The sequence below is a fragment of the Serratia grimesii genome, assembly GCF_900186025.1.
Lineage (GTDB): Bacteria > Pseudomonadota > Gammaproteobacteria > Enterobacterales > Enterobacteriaceae > Serratia > Serratia grimesii.
In genome coordinates, this window is sequence record NZ_LT883155.1 from 896928 (window position 1) to 917587 (window position 20660).

A 20660-nucleotide genomic window follows, 5' to 3' on the forward strand; every position below is an offset into this window, starting at 1 on the left:
TTTTATTGTGCCAGACGCTCACTGATAAAATCGATAAAGCTGCGCAGGCGGTTGCTGACTGCGCTGTCACTGTAATACACCGCATTGATCGGCATTGCTACCGGCAGTGTCTCTTTCACTAAGATTGGTACCAGATCGCCGCGTTTGATATCTGCCTCAGTCATAAAATCTGACAAGCAAGCAATGCCGTTACCGTGCAGGCTCAAATGGCGCTGGGTTTCACCGCTGTTGGTGGTCAGGCTTGGGGTGATTTCTAACTGTCGGCCGTCGGCACACGCGAGCGGCCAGCGGTTCAGGCTGGGTAGATCGTTAAAACCTATGCAGCAGTGCTGCGCCAGATCCTCTACGCATTGTGGCGTGCCGTACTGTGCTAAATAGGCAGGGGAGGCCAGTATCTGCCGATAGCTGGTCATCAGTTTGCGTGCTTTTAGGCTGGAGTCGGTTAATTCGCCGACGCGAATAGCAATATCGACCTTACGTTCTATCAGATTGATAAAGTTTTCTGAGGACACCAGCGACAACGACATTTCCGGATAAAGCGCCCGAAACTCCGCCACCAACGGCGTTAATACGTGTAATACCACCGGTGTTGCGGCATCGACGCGCAGTAACCCTTGAGGGCGTTGGCGACTTTCCATTAATGCGTTTTCTGCCGCAGCCATATCACTCAGTACCTTCTGCACTTGGCGGAAATAGTTTTCTCCTTCCTGCGTCAGGCTGATTTGGCGTGTAGTGCGGTTGAGCAACGTGACGCCCAGCTTGGTTTCCAGCTTCTTGACCGTGCGACTAACGACGGAATTAGCTTGGTCCAGTCGCTCTGCCGCCCGGCTGAAACTGCCGCTTTCAACCACGGTAACGAAGGTGATTAGCTCATCGGAATTCGCTTTCACTATTGCTCCTTTGGCAAAATTAATTTGATATTTTGAGCATTTTTATCATTTAACCATGCGCCGATAATAGCCGTCATCAACCTGAACGCTATTTGGAGTAAAAAAGATGCCTCTCGCATTACTTGCATTGACCATCAGTGCCTTTGCTATCGGTACAACGGAATTCGTGATTGTTGGGCTAATCCCGACGATTGCAGAACAACTTGGAGTGACGGTCCCTTCAGCCGGACTGCTGGTGACCATTTATGCCATCGGCGTGGCCATTGGAGCACCGGTCCTGACGGCATTAACGAGCCGGGTACCACGCAAACTGTTGCTGATTAGCCTGATGGTGTTGTTTACCTTGGGTAACTTATTGGCCTGGCAGTCGCCAAGCTATGAGTCGCTGGTGGTGGCTCGCCTGCTGACCGGTCTGGCCCACGGGGTGTTTTTCTCCATAGGCTCCACTATTGCCACCAGTTTGGTCGCGAAAGAGAAAGCCGCCTCGGCGATTGCCATCATGTTTGGAGGCCTGACGGTAGCGCTGGTGACCGGGGTACCGTTGGGGACCTTTATCGGTCAGCACTTTGGTTGGCGTGAAACCTTCCTGGCGGTGTCGTTGATCGGCGTGATTGCTACCGTAGCCAGCATGATTTTGGTGCCAAACAATATTAAAAATCAGGCCAGTGCCAGTATTGGCGAGCAGTTTAAAGTACTGACTCATCCACGTCTGCTGCTGATCTACGCGATTACTGCATTGGGCTACGGTGGTGTGTTCACAACCTTTACCTTCCTGGCACCGATGATGCAGGAACTGGCGGGCTTTTCTGCTCCGGCTGTCAGTTGGATTCTGTTGGCCTACGGTATTGCTGTGGCGATTGGTAATATTTGGGGCGGCAAACTCGCGGATCGACACGGGGCGGTACGCGCGCTCAGTTTTATTTTTGCCGCGCTGGCCGCGTTGCTGTTGGTGTTCCAGTTCACTGCCAGCCACAGTGTTGCCGCGTTGATGACGGTGATCGTGATGGGGGTATTTGCCTTTGGTAACGTTCCGGGCCTGCAGGTGTACGTCGTGCAGAAGGCAGAACAGTACACGCCAAATGCCGTGGATGTCGCTTCCGGTCTGAATATCGCGGCCTTTAACGTAGGTATTGCACTGGGGTCGGTGATTGGCGGTCAGACCGTAGTAAGCTTGGGATTGGCGCAAACGCCGTGGATTGGTGCACTGATTGTGTTGGTGGCACTGTTACTGGTCGGCGTTAGCGGACGGTTGGATAAAAAATACCGACAGCAACTGGCTTAATCCCCATTTCCGTGGCCCGCATCTTTTGCGGGCCTTTTTGCATTTAGGCTTCACCGCCGTCAACCTTTACACACATATACTGTCAGAAGATTGAATTCCCCGCCTTACGCCCCTATAACTGAAAAGGGTATGCCCCGTAAAAGCCATGCCGTCATGTCAGGGCAGGCGTATAATCGAATTATTGTTGGCGGGAATGTCACCGCCAGTTTCATCCTAATGGGAAATAGGCGAATAGCGTGCCGAAACGAACTTATGCAATGAGGTATGTTGCAGGCCAGCCAGTTGAGCGAATTTTCCCTGGCGCCATTAATCAACCGCTGCCACCCGGGGCTGCATTGCCCACATCTGGTGCGTTACGGGTAATGGTGTGGAATATCTTTAAGCAGCAACGGGCCGATTGGCTTTCGGTGTTGAAAAGTTATGGTAAGGATGCGCAACTGGTACTGTTGCAGGAAGCGCAAACGACGCCTGAACTGGTGAGTTTCGCGACCTCAAATTATCTGGCTGCCGATCAGGTTCCTGCTTTTGTGTTGCCACAGCACCCTTCTGGGGTCATGACACTGGCGGCGGCACATCCGGTCTACTGTTGTCCGTTACGCGAGCGTGAACCACTGCTGCGATTAGCCAAGTCGGCGTTGATCACCGTCTACCCGTTATTTAATGGTCAGTTATTGATGGTCGTGAATATCCATGCGGTGAACTTTAGCCTGGGGGTGGACGTTTATAGTAAGCAACTGGGGCCGATTGGTGAACAAATTGCCAATCATCACGGTCCGGTAATCATGGCCGGTGATTTTAATGCTTGGAGCCGTAAACGCATCAATGCGCTGTATCAGTTTGCCAGTGATATGGCATTGCGTGAGGTGAGCTTCACGGATGATCATCGCCGTAAGGCCTTTGGGCGCCCATTGGACTTTGTGTTTTATCGCAACATGGGTGTGGCTGAGGCTTCGGTACTGGTGACCAGTGCGTCGGATCATAACCCGCTGCTGGTGGAGTTTCATCCGGAAGCCGATAAACCACACTGGTAGTGCAGTGCCCAAAATACAGACAATAAAAAAGCACCCCGAAGGGTGCTTTTTTTGTGCCGAAAATTTAGGTATCCGGCGACGTTTTATCGCTGACAAACAAAGTCAATTTCAGACCTGGTTGCAGGCTGTTGTTGGCCTTTGCAAGCGTTGAGTTCCAACGCATCACGTCGTTAATATCGACGCCGTGACGACGTGCAATGCTGGCGAGCGAATCACCTTTACGAACTTGATAGGTGATACTGCTGTTATTGCCAGTGTTGCTGGCCACTTGCAGGGTTTGCCCAACTTTTAAGGTGCTCTTGGCACGTAAGTTGTTCCAACTCTGCAAATCGCTGGACTTAATGTTCAACCGTTTGGCGATGCCCGATACCGTGTCGCCGGAGCGCACTTTATACGAACTTCCACCAGTCAAACCGCTGTTCTTCGCCAACTGTGTTGTCGGCTGCGTCACTGCGATCTGGCCATCGGCCAACGAGTCTTTCAGCTGATCGGCATGACCTTTGGGAACCATAATGTAATGGGGCCCGTTGGGTGCCGTAACGCCTTTTTTGTAGCCAGGGTTGTAAGCTTTCATCTTGGTAAGAGAAAGCCCAGCCATCTCAGCCGCCTGAGTTAACTGTATTTGCTGCCCAACATCAATACGCGCCAGTGCACGGGTGTTATCAGTCTTAGGGAGATTGATACCGTACTTCTTGCTGTTTTTAATGATGTCGCTCAGTGCCAGCATTTTCGGGACATAAATTGACGTTTCACGTGGAAGCGACAATGCCCAGAAATTGGTTGGCTTACCCTGGCGCTTATTCGCCTTAACCGCCTGCATGACTCGGCCTTCACCACTGTTATAAGCGGCAATGGTCAGTAACCAGTCACCGTTAAACATGCGGTTCAAATACTGCATCATATCAAGCGCAGCAGTCGTCGAGGCCACAACATCGCGTCGCCCGTCATACCACTGATTGTTTTTCAAACCATAATTCCGACCCGTTTGCGGCACGATTTGCCATAGCCCTGCGGCGTTGGCACTTGACGTGGCGTGTGGGTCAAAAGCGCTCTCCACTATGGGTAGCAGTACCAGTTCCATCGGCATATTACGTTTCTTAATCTGCCCGACTATCCAGTACATGTACGGCTCTGCCCGTAATGTTACATCGTGGAGATAGCTCTTACTTTTTAGGTACTTTCTTTTTTGATCACGGATCCGGGAATTTTCCGGAACCTCCATCTTCAGCTCGTCGCTAATGAAGTTCCACAGGTTCTGTTGCGCGGCACCACTATTGTTATCTAGCCACCGCGCCGAGCTCGCTCGACCATTCGCTGTGTACTCTCCTGCTTCACCTTCTTGACCTGCCGAAGACAAACTCTGTGCATGCTGTTCTGGGGCCGGTGCGTCCTGCCTGGACGACTGGCACCCCACTAGCAAGACTGAGGCGAGAAATATCGCTTTAGCCTTCATGTGTGTGTCAATGTAGTTGCTTAAAAGACGAGCAATCATACTTTGCTTCGTCAAATAACACAACTAAAAGCTCAGAAGTTGTCTTTCCGCAGGCGTAATTCGGAAAAAACTGAATGAAGGTCTTGTGGTGGCGTATGAAAGTCTAATTCTCTTTGTAAATCAGTGTCATGACAGCGTAAAAATAAGTTAATTATACGCTCTAATTGTAGCGTGGTGGGCACGCTGGGTTGGCCTTTTGCCCGTAACGCAGCGACATGTTGCTGATATGTTTCAATCTCTCGATCTTCCGGCAAAATAGCCCGCGCAAACTTAAGATTTGAAAGCGTATATTCATGCGCGCAACAAATTAAGGTGTTATCGGGAAGTTGCGCGAGTTGTTGAAATGAGTCGTACATTTGCTCGGCGGTCCCTTCGAACAGTCTGCCGCAGCCAGCAGAGAAAATAGTGTCTCCGCAGAACAGATAAGGCGCGCTATAGAATGCCACATGTCCCAATGTATGTCCGGGAACGGCGATTGTGGCGAATTTTTGACCGTTTATTTCGATGGTTTCGCCATTATGAACGATGTGGTTGGCGCCTTTGTCTGCAGTTTCCTGCGGGCCATAGACTTTTAGCCCTGGATAGCGCGCCGTGATTTGCGCTACGCCACCGACGTGATCGTGATGATGATGGGTGAGTAGAATAGCGTCAGGCACCAGATGTAGACGATCGAGCGCTTCGAGTACCGGTTGCGCTTCGCCGGGATCGACAATAATGCAATGCCCTTTCTGGTTATCCAATAACCAAATGTAATTGTCCTGGAAGGCGGGAATGCTGATAAGATTCATGTAAGACCTCTTGTTGGTAACGGCTTGATTTACACGTCGTCTTTCTAAACGCGGTGCTGTTCGCTGCTGCACACGCTCACCCAGTGACTGACTGGCGTTAGCGCTTGGGGACACGAGTTAGCCACCTGGCTGCAATTTGAATCCATTGGGTAGAGAAGATACTAAATCATGAAACCAGCCCATACTCTACAAAAGCTCACCGGCCCACAGTCTTGGGCAGAGTTGCCGTGGGGGGAATACTATCGTGAGGCGCTCGAACGGCAGTTGCAACCCTGGTGGCCGAAGCTGTTTGGTTTCCATCTGCTTAAGCTCGGCAATCTCAGCGCTAGTCTGGCAACCGACAAGTGTGCTATTTCCCATCAGGTGAATGCGGGTCTGGAGGGTGAAAATCTGCAGGTGATCGCGGATGCCTACCAGTTGCCCTTTGCTGCTAAATCCGTGGATGCCTGTTTATTGGCGCATACGCTGTCTTATGCTGACGATCCGCACCGGATGCTGCGTGAAGTCGATCGCGTGTTGATTGATGACGGTTGGTTGGTGATCAGCAGTTTCAACCCGTTCAGTTTGCTGGGCTTAGGTAAGCTGGTACCGGGATTGCGTCGTCGTCAGCCCTATGTCAGCCGGATGTTCACCCAAATGCGTTTGCTGGACTGGCTGAGCCTGTTGAATTATGAAGTGTTATATCAGTCGCGTTTTCACGTGCTGCCGTGGCAACGCAAAGGCGGGAAGTTTCTGTGTACGCATTTACCGGCGCTGGGGTGTATAAGCGTGATTGTTGCGCGTAAACGCACTTTGCCGTTGACGCCAACACCGATGAAGCTTGGGGCGAGAAAGCCTTCTCTCAGCCGCGCTGTTGGCGCGACCAAGAGTTATCGCAAACTGCCTTAGCTTTCCGGTTTGTAACCCACATCATCTTGGGTTGGGTTACCCGCTGCATCACGTGCCAGTACGTCACAACGTTCGTTTTCCGGGTGACCGGCGTGGCCTTTGACCCATTCCCATTTGATGGTGTGGCGCTGAATAGCTAAATCCAACCGTTGCCACAGATCGACATTCTTAACCGGTTTTTTGTCGGCGGTTTTCCAACCGCGCTTTTTCCAGTTGTGGATCCAACTGGTGATGCCCTGGCGCACATATTGGCTGTCAGTGCTGAGGATCACTTCACAAGGCGTTGTCAGAGCTTCTAGCGCGACAATGGCCGCCATCATCTCCATACGGTTGTTGGTGGTCAGGCGGAAGCCCGCGCTGAAGGTTTTCTCAGTCTGTTTATAACGCAATATTGCGCCATAACCACCGGGGCCCGGATTGCCAAGGCAGGAGCCGTCGGTGAAAATTTCTACCTGTTTGAGCATCTCTGGTAGACTCTTCCTATCAGTTTTATAAAAGCCAAGTCTGACATAAACGAGCGCTGTGAGCACTGCAATATGATCTCTACAACCACCAGACAGATTGTCCTCGATACCGAAACCACCGGTATGAACAAACTCGGGGTGCATTACGAAGGCCACCGCATCATTGAAATTGGTGCGGTCGAGGTGATTAACCGTCGCCCGACGGGGCGTCACTATCACGTTTATATCAAGCCTGATCGCCTGGTCGATCCAGAGGCCTATGGGGTTCATGGCATCAGCGATGAATTCCTGGCAGATAAACCGACGTTTGACCAAATTGCCGATGAGTTTATCGACTTTATCCGCGGCGGTGAGTTAGTCATCCATAACGCGGCGTTCGACATCGGCTTTATGGATCACGAATTCCGCATGCTGCAACAGGGCATCCCGAAGACCGATACCTTCTGCACCATTACCGACAGCCTGTTAATGGCGCGTCGCCTGTTCCCAGGCAAACGTAATAACCTCGATGCCCTGTGCAGTCGTTATGAGATAGACAACAGCAAGCGTACCTTGCACGGCGCATTGCTCGATGCCGAAATCCTGGCGGAAGTGTATCTGGCGATGACCGGTGGTCAGACGTCGATCGCGTTCCAGATGGAAGGGGATACGCAAAATAACAACTCAACGCAGGACATTCAGCGTATTGTTCGCCCGGCGACAACGATGAAAGTGGTCTATGCCAACGATGAAGAAGTGGTCGCGCACGAAGCTCGCCTGGATCTGGTGGCGAAAAAAGGTGGCAGTTGCTTGTGGCGCACAGAAGTGGAGTAATGCTGTTTTCGGCGTATAAAAAGGCAGTCGGATAACCTTTACGTCGTGTTAGCTGAAAAACTGCGCAAACGGTTCATTTGGTAAGAAAAAGGCATTGACGCCATACTGACTCAACCGTAATATGCGCCTCGTTCCTCTCGAAAGAGAAGAACGGCGCGGAGCGGTAGTTCAGTTGGTTAGAATACCTGCCTGTCACGCAGGGGGTCGCGGGTTCGAGCCCCGTCCGTTCCGCCAACATTCAGAAGCCCTGAGTTAGCAATAACTCAGGGCTTCGTTGTTTTTAATCTTTGCTCAATTCGGCTTTGGCAAAGGTGACCGCCTGATTGGCTGCCCATTCTCGGCGGGCAATGATCCGATAGCATCCTCCACCCAACGCAGCACCGATAAACCAACTGAAGTTTGCCACCTCGTGCAAACCCGGTGTGAAGCTGATCGCCAGTCCAATCATCACCGCAGGTACCAGCGCCCAGATCGCATTCGGGTTGAACCCGTTTTTGTACCAGTAGCGACCGGCCGGGGTGGCGTTATACAAATCATCGACATGCAATTCCCCCCGCTTGATGATGTAAAAATCCATCAACAGAATGCCGAACAGTGGGCCGATAAAGGCCGCCAGAACATCCAGTGTGTAATGAATCAACTCGGGCGACTGAAACAGATTCCACGGCGTGAGCAGAAATGAGCCGACGGCGGCAATCATTCCGCCAGTACGGAAGCTGATCTTCTGCGGTGAGCAGTTAGAGAAATCAAATGCTGGTGATACAAAGTTGGCCACAATATTAATGCCAATAGTGGCCACTATCATGGTCAGCAACCCAAGGGCGACGGCAATATCACTGTCGAGACGGGTGACTGTTTCGATGGGATCGGTGATGAGCTGCCCGAACAACGGCAAGGTGCCGGAAACAATCACCACGGTCACCAGCGAAAATAACAGATAGTTAAACGGCAGTCCCCAACGGTTGCCGCGTTGCACCTCGGCAAAACTTTTGCCGTAGCGGGTAAAATCGCCAAAGTTAAGCAGTGGGCCTGAAAAATAAGATACCACTAGCGCAGTGGCGGTTAGCATTAACCAACCTTGTTCGCCGGCACTCAGGTTTTTACTTGTTAGCGTGAGGGAAAGGTTGGAAAAACCGACGCGGTAAATAATCCAGCCCGCCAGTGCGAACATCACCACATACACTGCCGGCCCGGCGATATCGATAAAGCGTTTAATGGCCTGCATACCATGCCAAAACACCATTGCTTGCAACAGCCACATGGTGATGTAGCAAAACCATCCAAGCTGCGATAGCCCAAGAAAATGTGGTTGGGTCATCGGCTCCAGCGACGGGAAGAATTTCAGCAGTGTCAGCATCAGTGCGTTGGAAGCCAGATAGGTTTGGATGCCGTACCAGGCGAAGGCAATCATGCCACGGATCACCGCGGGAATATTGGCACCAAACACGCCAAACGCCTGGCGGCTTAATACGGCGTAAGGCACGCCGCCAAGTTGGCTGGGTTTGGCCACCAGATTAGCGCAAAACTGTACGATGCAAATTCCTGCCAACAGGCAAATTAGCACCTGCCAGCTCGACAGACCGAGGGCGAAGAAGCTGGCTGCCACCACATAGCCACCCATACTGTGCACATCCGACATCCAGAAAGAAAAGATGTTGTACCAGCTCCAGTTTTGGTCACGCGTAGGTGCCAGGTCATCGTTGCACAGCTTAGGACTGTAGTTTTCATTAGGGTTTGGCATAAATCGTGCTCCTCTCAAGAACGTCACCCGGATGTCGTTATCTGTTTTTGGTAAAGCTTGCTGGGAGGGCTTTTGCAGGATCCAGGCCAGACTGTGTTTTCTTGTATACAAAATATCTGTTTTTTGTATACGATTTGGCTATCGAAGGGGACGGGGAGCAGAAAAATGATCGGTATGACGAACGGCGCCAGCGCTGTGTGGCAGGGGCAACAGGCCACTTACTTCATTGAAGATAAAGACGATCATATTTATAACTCGCTGGTGAAAGCCATTGTCGAACACCGGTTGTTGCCCGGCAGTAAACTGCCGGAAGAAGCGCTGGCAGAAACGTTTGGTGTTAGCCGGACCGGCATTCGGCGGGTATTGCAGCGCCTTGCTGCAGTGCAATTGGTCACCCAATTGCCCAAACGTGGTGCACAAGTGGCAACGCCGGGGCAAGACGAAGCTGCTCACGTTTTCCAAACGCGAAAAATGCTGGAGTGTGCCAACCTGCCGCAGGTGATTGCTCACTGCAGTGAAGATCATTTGTTGGCGATGGAAGAGATCGTGGCACAGGAACAGCAGGCGCATCGCGATCAGGACGGGGCTGCGGCGATTCGTCTGTCTGCGTCGTTCCACGTGCAGCTGCAGGCGATTGCCGGCAATCAAGTGCTGACGGAAATGGTTTCACTGCTCACATTGCGCTCATCGCTGGTGATAGCTGTATACGGTTCTCCCTGGCAGCAAGGCTGTCGTTGCCATGATCACACCGATCTACTGACGTTGTTGCGTGCGAAGGACAGTGCAGCGTTGGCGGATCACCTGTCCCGCCATTTTGACGATATCGTGGCTAATCTACAGTTTGACCAAGGTGCCAATGAGGCGCCGGATTTCGCCCATATTTTTGCTGCAACCGCATCACGGGAGTCGCTATGACCGCTCGCTGCATTATTCAGGTCATTAATCCGAATACTAGCTTGGCGATGACCGAAACCATAGCCGTCGCTGCTCGCTCGGTAGCCGCTCCGGGTACGGAGATTCTGGCCGTTAGCCCGCAAGCTGGGGCACCGTCGATAGAAGGGCATTTTGACGAAGCCATCGCGGCCATCGGTGTGTTGCAGCAGGTAAAGCTGGGGCGGGAGGCTGGCGTCAGCGGTCATATCATCGCCTGTTTCGGCGATCCGGGCCTGCTGGCGGCACGTGAACTGGCAAACCGGCCAGTGATTGGGATCGCTGAAGCAGCAATGCATATGGCGACGCTGGTCGCGACGCGTTTTTCCATTGTCACCACTCTGCCGCGTACCTTAGTCATCGCACGGCATTTGTTGCATCAATATGGTTTTGAACGGCACTGTGCCGCGTTGCATGCGATTGATCTACCGGTACTCGCGCTGGAAGATGGCAGTGGTCTGGCTCAGCAAAAAGTGCGTGAACAGTGCATCCGAACAAAACAGCAGGACGGCAGCGGGGCGATTGTGCTCGGTTGTGGAGGGATGGCCGATTTAGCGCGAGAACTGACGTTGGAATTGGGGATCCCAGTGATCGACGGCGTCAGCGCTGCGGTGAAAATGATCGAATCACTGCATGCGCTCGGTCTGAGCACCAGTAAACACGGCGATCTGGATTTCCCACAAGCAAAACCCTTGTCCGGCATGTTTAGCAGTTTCAACGGGTAATCAGAAAAGGGAAGCAGCGATGAGTGAGTACCAGTTCAATAAAGATTACCCCCGTGATTTGATCGGCTACGGCGGGCAACCGCCTCATGCTCGTTGGCCCGGACAGGCACGCATCGCAGTGCAGTTTGTCCTCAATTACGAGGAAGGCGCGGAAAATAACGTGCTGCATGGGGATGCGGGTTCTGAACAATTCCTTTCCGATATCATCGGTGCTGCCAGTTATCCGGAGCGGCACATGTCGATGGATTCCCTGTACGAATATGGTTCACGCGCTGGATTCTGGCGTATTCATAATGAGTTTCAGCGTCGTGGCCTGCCGTTGACGGTGTTTGGTGTGGCGATGGCGTTGGCGCGTAACCCGTTGGTGGTTGAAGCGATCAAAAACGCCGATTACGACGTAGTCAGCCACGGTTGGCGCTGGATCCACTATCAACATATGGATGAAGCGACCGAACGGCAGCATATGCAGCAGGCCATCACGGTATTGCGTGAGCTTTTCGGCAAGGCTCCACTCGGTTGGTATACCGGCCGCGACAGCCCAAATACCCGTCGGCTGGTGGTGGAACAAGGTGGCCTGTTGTACGACAGCGATTATTACGGTGACGATCTGCCGTTCTGGACCGAGGTGCTGTGTTCAGATGGTGAGAAAAAACCGCATTTGATTGTGCCCTATACCCTGGAAGCCAATGACATGCGTTTTGCCTCACCGCAAGGGTTTAACACCGGTGAGCAGTTCTTCACTTATCTGAAAGACAGCTTTGATGTGCTGTACGCCGAAGGGGCGGAGTCTCCGAAGATGTTGTCGATCGGGATGCATTGCCGCTTACTCGGGCGTCCGGGCAAATTCCGTGCGTTACAACGTTTCCTGGATTATATCGAACAACACGACAGAGTTTGGGTATGCCGGCGGCAAGACATCGCCGATCATTGGCTGGCGCAGCATCCGTTCAATCAATAAAAAAGGCCGATACGGCAATACTGCTCAGCTAGGCCTGACAGATTACTTCTCTGGTTTCTGTTAGTGACGTGTAAAGGAACATTTGGGCCGAAAGTCGATACCTGAACCCGTCGTCGCTGGGCAGACTATCCATTGTGTTTGACGTTACGGGCTGAAAATAACGGTGATGCTGAGATATGAGCACGTGGTTATATGCCCTTGAAGACGCCGAACGCAGGAACGGCGCATAGGCGAAACCGCCATGGACGGCGGTTTCAAGCGAGACAGGCAGGGACGCCTGTAGTAGCTGGCCGTGATGCGACGTGACGAAGGGAGGGCAGTTGGCGAAGCCAACCGTCTGACAGGGCAAAGGCGCGGGTTGCAAGGGACCGCGCCTTACGGTCCCTTGCTCGGTCGGGGCGCATAAACTGCATAGGACATCGCATATTTATCGACCGAAACCGTGCTCACATTCTTAGATAAATATTAACGGGCAAAAGGGCCGATACGACCCTTTTGCCATTCTGTTTGGGCGCATCTATTGCACCCACAGGATCAGAACAGTACGGAGTAATTCAGACCAAAGGTGCGACCGCGGCCTTTATAGCTGTACAGCTCTGGAGAGCCGTAGGTTGGACTATAAAGGATCGGTGCACGTTGGCCCCAGACAGTGGTGTATTCCTTGTCCAGCAGGTTCTCTACACTGAAACTGAGTTTACCCACCGGCAGAGCGTAACTACCGAGGAAATCGATGGTGTTGTAGCCATCAATTTTGCGGCCCTGAGTGGAACCGGCTTTGGTGTAATCACCATCATCCGATACGTCGAAGCTCTGTTGAGACTGCAAACGCAGATTCCAGTCGCCCGGTGCCCAGCCGACATAGGCAGTGACTTTTGATGGGCTTGCAGTGTCCACCAACAGCTTTTTCCACTCGCCGTTGACCTTGGTCTCGGAGCGGATGAAATTGAAGTTGGTACCCGCGCTCCAGTCACTGTCTTCGAAGAAGTAATCGACTGCGCCTTCTACCCCATAAATACGACGCTTATCGGAATTGACGTTGATAGTCATGTCGGTTTTATTGATTGAAATACTCTTATCGGACAGTGAGTAGTAGCCGGCGATCTGCGTGCGCAGATTATCGCCGGTATAGCGCCAGCCGAGCTCATAGGAGTTAACCTTGATCCCTTCCAGCTTGGAATCGCCGACGTTGACGCTTTTGTTCAACTGATAGTGGCCATTGTTCAGCGAATAAGTGCCGTTGCCGTAATATTTGCCCGGATCCGGGATTTCATAGCCCTGCGAGAAGTTGATCCAGGTCTGTTGACGTTCGGTCAGGTGCGCCAGCAGGCCGGCGTTGAACAGGGCGTTGTTATAGTCGGTTTTCCCGCCTGGGATCGCATCCGCTGACGTCGCGCCGCCGGTGGCGATGGCCTGTTGTTGGCTATAGCCAACAAAGTCATCAATCTTGTTTTCAGTGTACTGATAACGCACACCGCCGCTTAGGGTAAAGATAGGGTTGATATCGTAACTGGCCTGCATGAACGTGGCCAGGTTGCTGGTGGTATAACCCGGATAGCGACCGGTGTTATAGGCATTCTCCAGCGTCATACCACCGGATTGCTGTGCCTTCGCCAGATTGAAGAACTGCTGGTTGGAATTAAACGTTTCATGCTCGGCGTCGATGCCATAGGTCAGCGTCAGGGCGTCGATCGGTTTGCTGTTCAGCGTCAGCTTGCCGCCGTAAAAGTCGGTTTTCTGCTGTGAGGCGCCGATGCTGCTGACGTAGTAGTTCGGTGCTTTGCCCGCCAGCGTCGGGAACGGGTAGAAGGTCAGCGATTCATCGCGATAATAAACCTGCGCCACCAGATCCTGACCGAGGAAATCGGTGTTGGAGTACTGCAGGTTAATCAGGTGACGTTCAGTGCCAGGAATACGATCCGAATTCAGGTTGCCGCTGTTATACGCTTTGGCGTTGCCGGTCACTGCGGAGAAATTTTCTCCCAGGAACAAACCGTGATCGCCATCGGACTGGCTTTTGTAATACTGGGTAGTCAGTTGCAGCTGCTGGTGGTCGTCGATATTGATGGTGCCGGTACCCATCACGTCGAGACGATCGGAATACTGCAGGCCAGTCTGGGTATTGTCGATCAGGACTTCATTGCCCTTGCCATCGTACCAACCGCCATAACGTTGGTAAGAGACTGACAGACGGCCCGAGGCATTATCGTTACCGCCGCTGACTGCCGCCGCGACGTTCTCGTCGTGGTCGTTATGGCCGCCAAAGCCGGTTTTGCCACCGATCTGCAACTCAACCTGCTGCTCTTTCTGGCCTTTTTTGGTGACGATGTTGATCAAACCGCCGGTACTGCCGCCGCCGTACAGCGAGGTGGCACCGGAGATCACTTCAATGTGGTCGATGTTAAAGGGATCGATCGAATCCAACTGGCGGCTGTCGCTGCGTGAAGAGTTCAAACGCACGCCGTCGATCATCACCATCATTGAACGACCGCGCAGGTTCATGCCGTAGTTGGTACGGCCCTGGCCACTGACGTCCATTCCTGGGATCAATTGCGCCAGCATGTCCTTGATCTCTTTGCCACCCTGTACCTGCTGCTCAATTTCCTGGCTCTCAATCACCCAGGTAGTCTGTGCCATTTCTGCCACGGTACGGTGTGAGCGGCTGGCGGAAACCACCATCTGCTCTTCGCTTTTTTGTTCTTCTGCCCAGGCTGCGGCTGGTGCGAGCATCGCCAGCAGACAAGGATTTAATACCCAGAGGTGTTTACGCTTCATCATTATTATCTTCCAGTGTTTCCCATCATTGGTGTGTAGTTAAAATTCGGTGTAATTGAGCATGACGTGATCGGCACGGGCTGGTGTGCCCGGTTGCCGACTGCGCCATTGGATCACCGCCGGGGTGGACGTTAAATCGAACTGGTCGTGTCCTAAAGCCCGGTTAAGAATACGAGCCGATCGCCAGGCCATCAGGCTGAGCTGGGGTTCGGCGATGCCGTGACTATGCATGCCGGCGTTAACGGCAAACAGGCAGTTTTCCTTGGGACCTTGCCACTCAAGGGTGAAGTCGGGGGCCACACGGTACTGATCATCGGCGGTGGTTAGCAGACGTTCTGCCAGCGGTTCAAGGAATGCGGGGCGATCCTGCTGGTAGCCTGTGGCGAAGATCACCACATCGGTATCGACAGTTTCTTTGCCCTGATCGAGATGATGATGGGTCACCAACTGCCAGCCGTTGCCTGTGGCCTGGATCGCGGCCAGCGAGCGGCTTGGCAACAGGTGTGCCCAGGGTTTTTCACGCAACACTTCAAACTGGTGATACATCGCGCGGTAAATTGCTAACAGCGAGTCGCTGGTGATGCCATCGGAGGTCATCTTCTGCTCGGTCAGCATGCGCTGCTTGGCACTGTCGTTTAGGCCGTAGAAGCTGTCAACGTAGTCCGGGGTGAAGTACTCGTTGGCGAAGGCGGCTTCATCCAATGCGTTATAGTTGTTGCGACGTGAGATCCAGTTCAACTGCGCTGGTTGGCCCCATTCGGCACGGAAAATGTTCAGGAACAGGTCCGCACCGCTCTGGCCGCCGCCGACGATGGTGACGCGTTTGCCGGTCAAGTCCGGGTTGCGCAGCGTCATCTCACTGGCATGGAAGCAGCGATCGTTTTGTTCGGTGACGCAGTCTGGCAGCTTGATGCGTTTGCCAATGCCCAGACAGACGTGACGTGCCCGGTAGGTGGCACGTTGGGTGGTGACGACAAATTGGCGCTGTTGGTCGTCAAAGTCCACGCTTTGAATGTCTTGGCTGAACTCGAGCGATTTCAGCCCATTGGCGGCCCAATCCAGGTAGTCGGCGAACTCCTCACGCGACACCGTGCGCAGCTCGGTGGTCAGGAAGCGGTAAAATTTCTTCCGCTTCACCAAATAGTTAATAAAGCTGTAGGGATTCGTGGGCGATACCGCACTGACCAGATCTTTCAGGAAACTGGTCTGCATATGGCAATCCGGCACCATCATGCCGGGATGCCAGGAAAAATGGGGTTTGCGCTCGAGAAATTTACTGTTAAAACCGGCAACTTCGCTGCCGAGTGCGGCAATACTGAGGTTGAACGGACCGATGCCAATGCCGATGAAATCCAGAGGCTGATTCATTGGGCAAACTCCTTGGTGACCAGGTAAAGAGGGTTATCCAGATCCTGCAGATAGTTTGGCAACATGCGACTGCCGCCATCCTGCTCTGAGTAGGTGAGTTTCACCGGGTTGAGCACCACGCGAATGATTTGTGGTTTAAACAGATCAAAGAGAGCAAAGCGTTCTGCCATGTCTGGGTGTTGAGCCATATAGCTGTTCAACACGTGCGCCAGCAGTTGATAGAAGCGGGTTTCGCTGATTCCACAGGCTCGCATCAGCGGCGAAATAAAACGCAGCACAGTAACGAAATGCCCGGTTTGTAAGTCATGGATCAGGTAGTCGGCAGACAGACGTACGGTGACATCCTTCACGACTTTCGGTAGCGACGCCGCTTCAGGGAAGTCTTGATCAACCAAACGCATATCGCCCTGGAAGTCTTTTAACAGCACGCGCTGTGGCACATGGTCCTTCATCACCAGCGTGATGTTCTGCCCATGGGCGATCAGGGCCACGCCATAGCGGCACATCAGGTGGTACATCGGCAACACCACTACGCTGAACATCTGTTGCAACCAGGCTTCAGCACTCAGGCCGGAGCGGGCGATATAGGCGGCGATTAGTGGTTGGCCGTGGTTGTCGGTTTCCATCAGTGTCGCCATCAAAATGGCTTGCTCACCTTCTTGCAGATAGCAAGATGGGTTTTCACGCCAGATTACGCCGAGCATTTCCTGATACCGATAGGGTGCTTCGGCCAAAGAAGCGTAGGTTGGGTGTGTCATATAACCTGCCGCCGGTTCGCCAAGGATCTCGGCGCCGCTGGCGTGTAGTGTGCTGTCCTCGGTAAAAATCTGCTGTAACCAGCGCGATGCGGCCGGCCCGGCGCTGATGTATTTACCCGGAATACCGCGATAACACGAGGTATTGTAAATGGTCAGCGGCAGCTTAATGTCGAATGCGGAGCGGCGGCTGATGTTGGTCAGGGTACGCAACGATTGCTGTGCCAAATAGTTGTCGCCGAATTCACCCAGTTCCACCAGTTCGCCTTCGGCCAGTTGTGGCAGGAAGTGCAAGGCAATCTTTTGCTGCCACTGCCACGGATGCAGCGGCACCGGGATCCAGTCATGGGTCAGTCTCAGTTCGCGCCAACGGCGTTCAAAACGCTGGCGTTCGGCGCTATCCATTGCACTGCTAAGCAGATTTTCCAGTGGATACTCTTCGTCGGCACACCAGACGAAGCTGCCACGCTTGGCTGCTACCCAGTGCAGTCGGAACTGCCCCTGATACTCTGGCGCATATTGCTGTAATGCGGTCAGCCCCCAGCCACGGCGGCCTTTGTTGAACACAAATTTGGGATGTCCGGCCAACAGACATTGCAGTGCATCAGCGTCCAGCGCGATCAAATCCTGCGCGCTCATGCCATGACGGGCGGACAGCAGCTGCATATCACCGCGCAGCGTGGCGTACAGATCTTCCAAATGTTCGGCAATCTGCGCATCGTCCATTTTCAGCACCAGCGCTAACTGACGCAGCGTTTGGTCGGCGGCTAATGGGGTTTTATCGCAGGCCAGCGTAGCCGGATCGATATGCAGCCAACCCCAGATACCGCGTTCAGCGCTAAAACTGTAGTGGGCATCGCCCAGCGTGATGTGCCATTGCCCATTATGCTGTTCGGCATGCAGCGTGCGCTCGTATTCCAGCTCGGCGAGGATTTTGGCGATCATTTGGCGGTTAACACGTGGCCAGTCGACATAATCAGTGGTGATCATACTGAAGCCCCCCGGAAGAATTCATCACGTTGATTCATGATCAAACGTGAACGCTTATGCGGGAAATCAAACTCTTTGACGGTGTGGTAACCCGCAGTTTGCAGATGACGGAACAGGCGCTGGTTATCCGCGCGTGGTTCTGCAACGATACGAGTGGTGCGCGGTTCGTCCAGATACAGGTAATGCGTCAGGCCACGCAGCCAACTGCGGATGTAGTGTGCGCCGCGACAGTCTTCTTCACCGACCAGCATGTGCAGCCCACGGTCGAATGGCTGCCAGCGGTAGTGACGACCGATACGGTCCTCGGGGGCCCAATAGACTTCGAAATAGCCGAATGGGCGATCATCAAAGCAACCCAGCAGGGGATAGCAGTAACTGGAGTCCAGTTGACGTTGCAGATAGGCAGCCTGAGTCTCAAGTGGGCCGCTCATTTCCCAGAATGCGTCGACGCGGGGTGAGTTCATCCAGCGGGTGAACTGTTCGGCGTCGCGTTCCACTTCTGGCAGACGGAAGCTGAGGGTTTTCTTCAACTGGGGATCGTAACGGCGATACACTTCCCCGCTGGGCCGTGCCGGGCGTTGCGGGAACCACAGGCTGCGTTCGGCGTCATACTGCATTTTCCCGGACGCAGCGTGGCGTTCGGCACCTAGCCACAGTGGCAGTTGATAAAAGGTGTCGCGTGCCAGGTAGTCACTGTTAGCCAAGGCAAATAGCACCTGCGCTTGCGGTTCTTCGCACCATTGCGCATAGGGCAATGTGATACCGCTAAGTTGTGGTGCCGCGACCAGTAATTGATCCAGCGCCTGCACTAACCAACCTTGCGGAAGCTGCCCCGGATAGTGCAGCACGGCACTGCCGTCCAGGCCCAGCCCGAGTTGCAGCTCCTTTTCCAGCCGCTCGCAGCGAAAACCGCTGCCGGCATGCATCAGTTTAGCGTGCGGCATCATTGGGTCGCCCCCTGGCGCAGCGGGTTGACGAAGTCGAAGTAAATCACCGCCGGATCGACGATAGTATTTTCGTTATGGTCGTGCAGGTAACAGAAGAAATTGCCTTTGCAGTTCCAATGACTGCTGTCGAGCACGTAGTCCAGGCACAGAGTATTTTTTGCATTGGCGCGCAGGCCGCTCAGTGCATCGCGCACCCGTGCCATCAGCTGTTCTTCACTGTCGAAACCGGCCGCTGCCAGCGCAGCGGTGACCGCCAGGCTGGAATTAACCAAGAGGTAGTAAGGGAAGTAACGTAGCAGTTGTTGCTCACTGAAGCGGTTTTCCGCATCGGCCTCGCCAATCTCGTCTAACCAGGGGCCGGCATCGCGGGTAAAGCCGCTGCCCTGACAGTCGCGGTACAGCATGCCGATCGGCAGGTCCTGCTGCATCTCTACCAGAATATTTTGCTGGTGGGCCAGAAGAACCAGTCCGTAATCGGCTTCGGTGCTGAATAGTGGCAGTAAGACGTGTTGGCAATAAGCATCCAGCCAGGTATGGGCGGCCTGTTGCAATGGCAGGTTCAGGCGAGTGGCTAAACGGCGCACGGCTGCAGCCAGCAAGCTGTCGCCGCCGTCCGGTGCAGCTTGGGTCAAGGTCACCAGCACATTGGTTTGGTTTTCCGCTTGATCGAATAACAGGTTATCGCGCAGCGCCATCAAGCTTTCTTCCTGAATCGTCCCGTCCGCAGAACGCAAACCGGCCCAGCCGTCTTCCTGCATCACACGGAAGGTCGGATAACGTGCCTGCAAGTGCTGCCAGCGTGGTGTTTGTGCTAAACGGGCCAAACGGATGCCACGCTTCACTTCTTTTACCGACAGGGTACGCACTGAATTGGTCAGGCGTACGCTGAGGGAGAACTTGATCATGTCGCGGTTGCTGGCGCTGTACAGCGAACGAGAGGAGCTGGTTGGTAACCAACGTTCACCGGCTTCACCCAGATCGCGGAGCAGCCCCTGAGTCACCAGATCTTGGCACCAGACTTGCGTTAGCAAATGATCGGCTTGCCACGGATGCATCGGCAACAACCAGACGTCATCGGTAAAGTGTGCCAACAGCTGCGGGGCACTTTCGGCAGCAAAACGTTGCAGGCGTTGTTGCAGTGTCAGATTAAGACTCTCACCGCACAGCTGACGTTTATCGACAGCAAACCAACGCAGTGGGAAACGGGTGCCAAAGTCTGGCAGGTAACGGCGCGCCTGCTGCTCATTGAAGGGCTCATGGGATTTGGGGGCCGGGTGGAAGGCGTGGCCGACCAGCAGTCCTTGTTCCGCTTGGGCGAAGTTCAATGGCTGGTCGCGCAGTGCAGGCCAGTCCAGACGAACAGTGATCGCCTGTTGGGTATTATCATGACTTTCCAGCACACGCTGGCGGAAGCGGGCTACCACGTCATCCGACAATTCACCTTTCACCGAAGGTTTCTCCAGCAACAGGGTGACCAGTTGCTCTATGCTCAGCGCAACGCCTGCTCCGTCGTCCTGCTGATGCAGACGTGCCGGGAACAGATATTGGTGATGCTGAGTGGGGGAGGTATGGCGTAACGCGATGCGAATAGCCTGAGAAGACGAAAGTGGAATGTGGAGTTGTGGATGCTGTTGGTGGTTGGCTGGCGGAATGATTTGCCAGTCCCGAGTTTCACGCATCAATGCGTTGAGAAAACATTGGGCAGCCACGTCGGTCGTCGCGGTTTCAAACTGGATTGTCATGATCCCATTTCACTGTTTGAATCAATTGAGAATGATTCTTATATCAATAATATTTATTGTTATCAATCGTCCTATGATACAATT

17 protein-coding genes and 1 tRNA gene are annotated in these 20660 nt (G+C 53.5%); 8 read left to right on the forward strand and 10 right to left on the reverse strand.

Annotation, left to right across the window (positions count from 1 at the left end; translation table 11 throughout):
* Window positions 1–2: 2 nt before the first annotated feature.
* Entirely contained in the window at window positions 3–890 is an 888-nt protein-coding gene (yafC, locus tag SGBXF1_RS04175) for a DNA-binding transcriptional regulator YafC (RefSeq protein WP_130379331.1), read from the reverse strand.
* A 106-nt stretch (window positions 891–996) separates the two neighbouring features.
* Between yafC and SGBXF1_RS04180 the strand changes: the two genes are divergently transcribed.
* Both SGBXF1_RS04180 and SGBXF1_RS04185 read left to right on the forward strand, forming a co-directional pair.
* Window positions 997–2172 (forward strand): MFS transporter, encoded by a 1176-nt coding sequence (locus SGBXF1_RS04180; RefSeq protein ID WP_186427870.1) that lies wholly within the window; start codon window positions 997–999, stop codon window positions 2170–2172.
* A 236-nt stretch (window positions 2173–2408) separates the two neighbouring features.
* The gene (locus SGBXF1_RS04185) at window positions 2409–3203 is read left to right on the forward strand and encodes an endonuclease/exonuclease/phosphatase family protein (protein ID WP_073963495.1); all 795 of its coding nucleotides are present in this window, start codon (window positions 2409–2411) and stop codon (window positions 3201–3203) included.
* Window positions 3204–3267: 64 nt separating this feature from the next.
* On the opposite strand, the gene mltD is transcribed toward SGBXF1_RS04185, so the two are convergent.
* The gene (gene mltD, locus SGBXF1_RS04190) at window positions 3268–4656 is read right to left on the reverse strand and encodes a murein transglycosylase D (protein WP_172479801.1); all 1389 of its coding nucleotides are present in this window, start codon (window positions 4654–4656) and stop codon (window positions 3268–3270) included.
* A gap of 71 nt (window positions 4657–4727) precedes the next feature.
* A complete protein-coding gene (gene gloB, locus SGBXF1_RS04195) occupies window positions 4728–5483 on the reverse strand; it encodes a hydroxyacylglutathione hydrolase (protein WP_186427871.1) in 756 nt (251 codons plus the stop codon).
* 168 nt (window positions 5484–5651) lie between these two features.
* On the opposite strand from gloB, the gene SGBXF1_RS04200 reads away from it, so the two are divergent.
* Window positions 5652–6371, forward strand: coding sequence for a class I SAM-dependent methyltransferase (locus tag SGBXF1_RS04200; RefSeq protein ID WP_186427872.1), 720 nt, complete (start codon window positions 5652–5654; stop codon window positions 6369–6371).
* Here SGBXF1_RS04200 and rnhA read toward each other — a convergent pair.
* Window positions 6368–6835, reverse strand: coding sequence for a ribonuclease HI (rnhA, locus tag SGBXF1_RS04205; RefSeq protein WP_061808633.1), 468 nt, complete (start codon window positions 6833–6835; stop codon window positions 6368–6370). The two genes, SGBXF1_RS04200 and rnhA, sit on opposite strands and share 4 nt — an antisense overlap.
* Before the next feature lie 72 nt (window positions 6836–6907).
* On the opposite strand from rnhA, the gene dnaQ reads away from it, so the two are divergent.
* Together dnaQ and SGBXF1_RS04215 are read left to right on the forward strand one after the other, a co-directional pair.
* Entirely contained in the window at window positions 6908–7648 is a 741-nt protein-coding gene (dnaQ, locus tag SGBXF1_RS04210) for a DNA polymerase III subunit epsilon (RefSeq protein WP_037422963.1), read from the forward strand.
* 157 nt (window positions 7649–7805) lie between these two features.
* Window positions 7806–7882, forward strand: a tRNA-Asp gene (locus SGBXF1_RS04215).
* A gap of 46 nt (window positions 7883–7928) precedes the next feature.
* Here the strand turns inward: SGBXF1_RS04215 and SGBXF1_RS04220 are convergent.
* A complete protein-coding gene (locus tag SGBXF1_RS04220; protein WP_037422966.1) occupies window positions 7929–9389 on the reverse strand; it encodes an NCS1 family nucleobase:cation symporter-1 in 1461 nt (486 codons plus the stop codon).
* 165 nt (window positions 9390–9554) lie between these two features.
* On the opposite strand from SGBXF1_RS04220, the gene SGBXF1_RS04225 reads away from it, so the two are divergent.
* Genes SGBXF1_RS04225 through puuE form a run of 3 tightly spaced genes read left to right on the forward strand, consistent with a single transcriptional unit; the run spans window position 9555 to window position 12002 of the window.
* Window positions 9555–10304 (forward strand): GntR family transcriptional regulator, encoded by a 750-nt coding sequence (locus tag SGBXF1_RS04225; RefSeq protein ID WP_186427873.1) that lies wholly within the window; start codon window positions 9555–9557, stop codon window positions 10302–10304.
* On the forward strand, window positions 10301–11044 hold the full coding sequence (gene hpxA / locus SGBXF1_RS04230) for an allantoin racemase (RefSeq protein ID WP_037422972.1): 744 nt from the start codon (window positions 10301–10303) through the stop codon (window positions 11042–11044). The genes SGBXF1_RS04225 and hpxA overlap by 4 nt, the downstream gene beginning before the upstream one ends.
* Window positions 11045–11063: 19 nt before the next feature.
* Window positions 11064–12002 (forward strand): allantoinase PuuE, encoded by a 939-nt coding sequence (gene puuE, locus SGBXF1_RS04235; RefSeq protein WP_186427874.1) that lies wholly within the window; start codon window positions 11064–11066, stop codon window positions 12000–12002.
* A gap of 534 nt (window positions 12003–12536) precedes the next feature.
* Here puuE and SGBXF1_RS04240 read toward each other — a convergent pair.
* From SGBXF1_RS04240 to SGBXF1_RS04260, 5 genes are read right to left on the reverse strand one after another with little or no spacing between them, the layout of a single operon-like run.
* On the reverse strand, window positions 12537–14774 hold the full coding sequence (locus SGBXF1_RS04240) for a TonB-dependent siderophore receptor (RefSeq protein WP_037423078.1): 2238 nt from the start codon (window positions 14772–14774) through the stop codon (window positions 12537–12539).
* 39 nt (window positions 14775–14813) lie between these two features.
* Window positions 14814–16142, reverse strand: a complete 1329-nt coding sequence (locus SGBXF1_RS04245; RefSeq protein ID WP_186427875.1) for a lysine N(6)-hydroxylase/L-ornithine N(5)-oxygenase family protein — start codon at window positions 16140–16142, stop codon at window positions 14814–14816.
* On the reverse strand, window positions 16139–17887 hold the full coding sequence (iucC, locus tag SGBXF1_RS04250) for an IucA/IucC family protein (protein ID WP_130379343.1): 1749 nt from the start codon (window positions 17885–17887) through the stop codon (window positions 16139–16141). Before iucC ends, SGBXF1_RS04245 begins: the two co-directional genes overlap by 4 nt.
* Window positions 17884–18834, reverse strand: a complete 951-nt coding sequence (locus tag SGBXF1_RS04255) for a GNAT family N-acetyltransferase (RefSeq protein ID WP_130379345.1) — start codon at window positions 18832–18834, stop codon at window positions 17884–17886. Before SGBXF1_RS04255 ends, iucC begins: the two co-directional genes overlap by 4 nt.
* The gene (locus tag SGBXF1_RS04260; RefSeq protein ID WP_186427876.1) at window positions 18831–20576 is read right to left on the reverse strand and encodes an IucA/IucC family protein; all 1746 of its coding nucleotides are present in this window, start codon (window positions 20574–20576) and stop codon (window positions 18831–18833) included. The genes SGBXF1_RS04255 and SGBXF1_RS04260 overlap by 4 nt, the downstream gene beginning before the upstream one ends.
* Window positions 20577–20660: the final 84 nt, after the last annotated feature.

Excerpts from the sequence above, each read along its gene's own strand:
- SGBXF1_RS04180 (WP_186427870.1), top strand. The coding sequence starts at position 997 with ATGCCTCTCGCATTACTTGCATTGACCATCAGTGCCTTTGCTATCGGT.
- mltD (WP_172479801.1), bottom strand. The coding sequence starts at position 4,656 with ATGAAGGCTAAAGCGATATTTCTCGCCTCAGTCTTGCTAGTGGGGTGC.
- gloB (WP_186427871.1), bottom strand. The coding sequence starts at position 5,483 with ATGAATCTTATCAGCATTCCCGCCTTCCAGGACAATTACATTTGGTTA.
- SGBXF1_RS04200 (WP_186427872.1), top strand. The coding sequence starts at position 5,652 with ATGAAACCAGCCCATACTCTACAAAAGCTCACCGGCCCACAGTCTTGG.
- rnhA (WP_061808633.1), bottom strand. The coding sequence starts at position 6,835 with ATGCTCAAACAGGTAGAAATTTTCACCGACGGCTCCTGCCTTGGCAAT.
- dnaQ (WP_037422963.1), top strand. The coding sequence starts at position 6,908 with ATGATCTCTACAACCACCAGACAGATTGTCCTCGATACCGAAACCACC.
- SGBXF1_RS04220 (WP_037422966.1), bottom strand. The coding sequence starts at position 9,389 with ATGCCAAACCCTAATGAAAACTACAGTCCTAAGCTGTGCAACGATGAC.
- SGBXF1_RS04225 (WP_186427873.1), top strand. The coding sequence starts at position 9,555 with ATGATCGGTATGACGAACGGCGCCAGCGCTGTGTGGCAGGGGCAACAG.
- hpxA (WP_037422972.1), top strand. The coding sequence starts at position 10,301 with ATGACCGCTCGCTGCATTATTCAGGTCATTAATCCGAATACTAGCTTG.
- puuE (WP_186427874.1), top strand. The coding sequence starts at position 11,064 with ATGAGTGAGTACCAGTTCAATAAAGATTACCCCCGTGATTTGATCGGC.
- SGBXF1_RS04240 (WP_037423078.1), bottom strand. The coding sequence starts at position 14,774 with ATGAAGCGTAAACACCTCTGGGTATTAAATCCTTGTCTGCTGGCGATG.
- SGBXF1_RS04245 (WP_186427875.1), bottom strand. The coding sequence starts at position 16,142 with ATGAATCAGCCTCTGGATTTCATCGGCATTGGCATCGGTCCGTTCAAC.
- iucC (WP_130379343.1), bottom strand. The coding sequence starts at position 17,887 with ATGATCACCACTGATTATGTCGACTGGCCACGTGTTAACCGCCAAATG.
- SGBXF1_RS04255 (WP_130379345.1), bottom strand. The coding sequence starts at position 18,834 with ATGATGCCGCACGCTAAACTGATGCATGCCGGCAGCGGTTTTCGCTGC.
- SGBXF1_RS04260 (WP_186427876.1), bottom strand. The coding sequence starts at position 20,576 with ATGACAATCCAGTTTGAAACCGCGACGACCGACGTGGCTGCCCAATGT.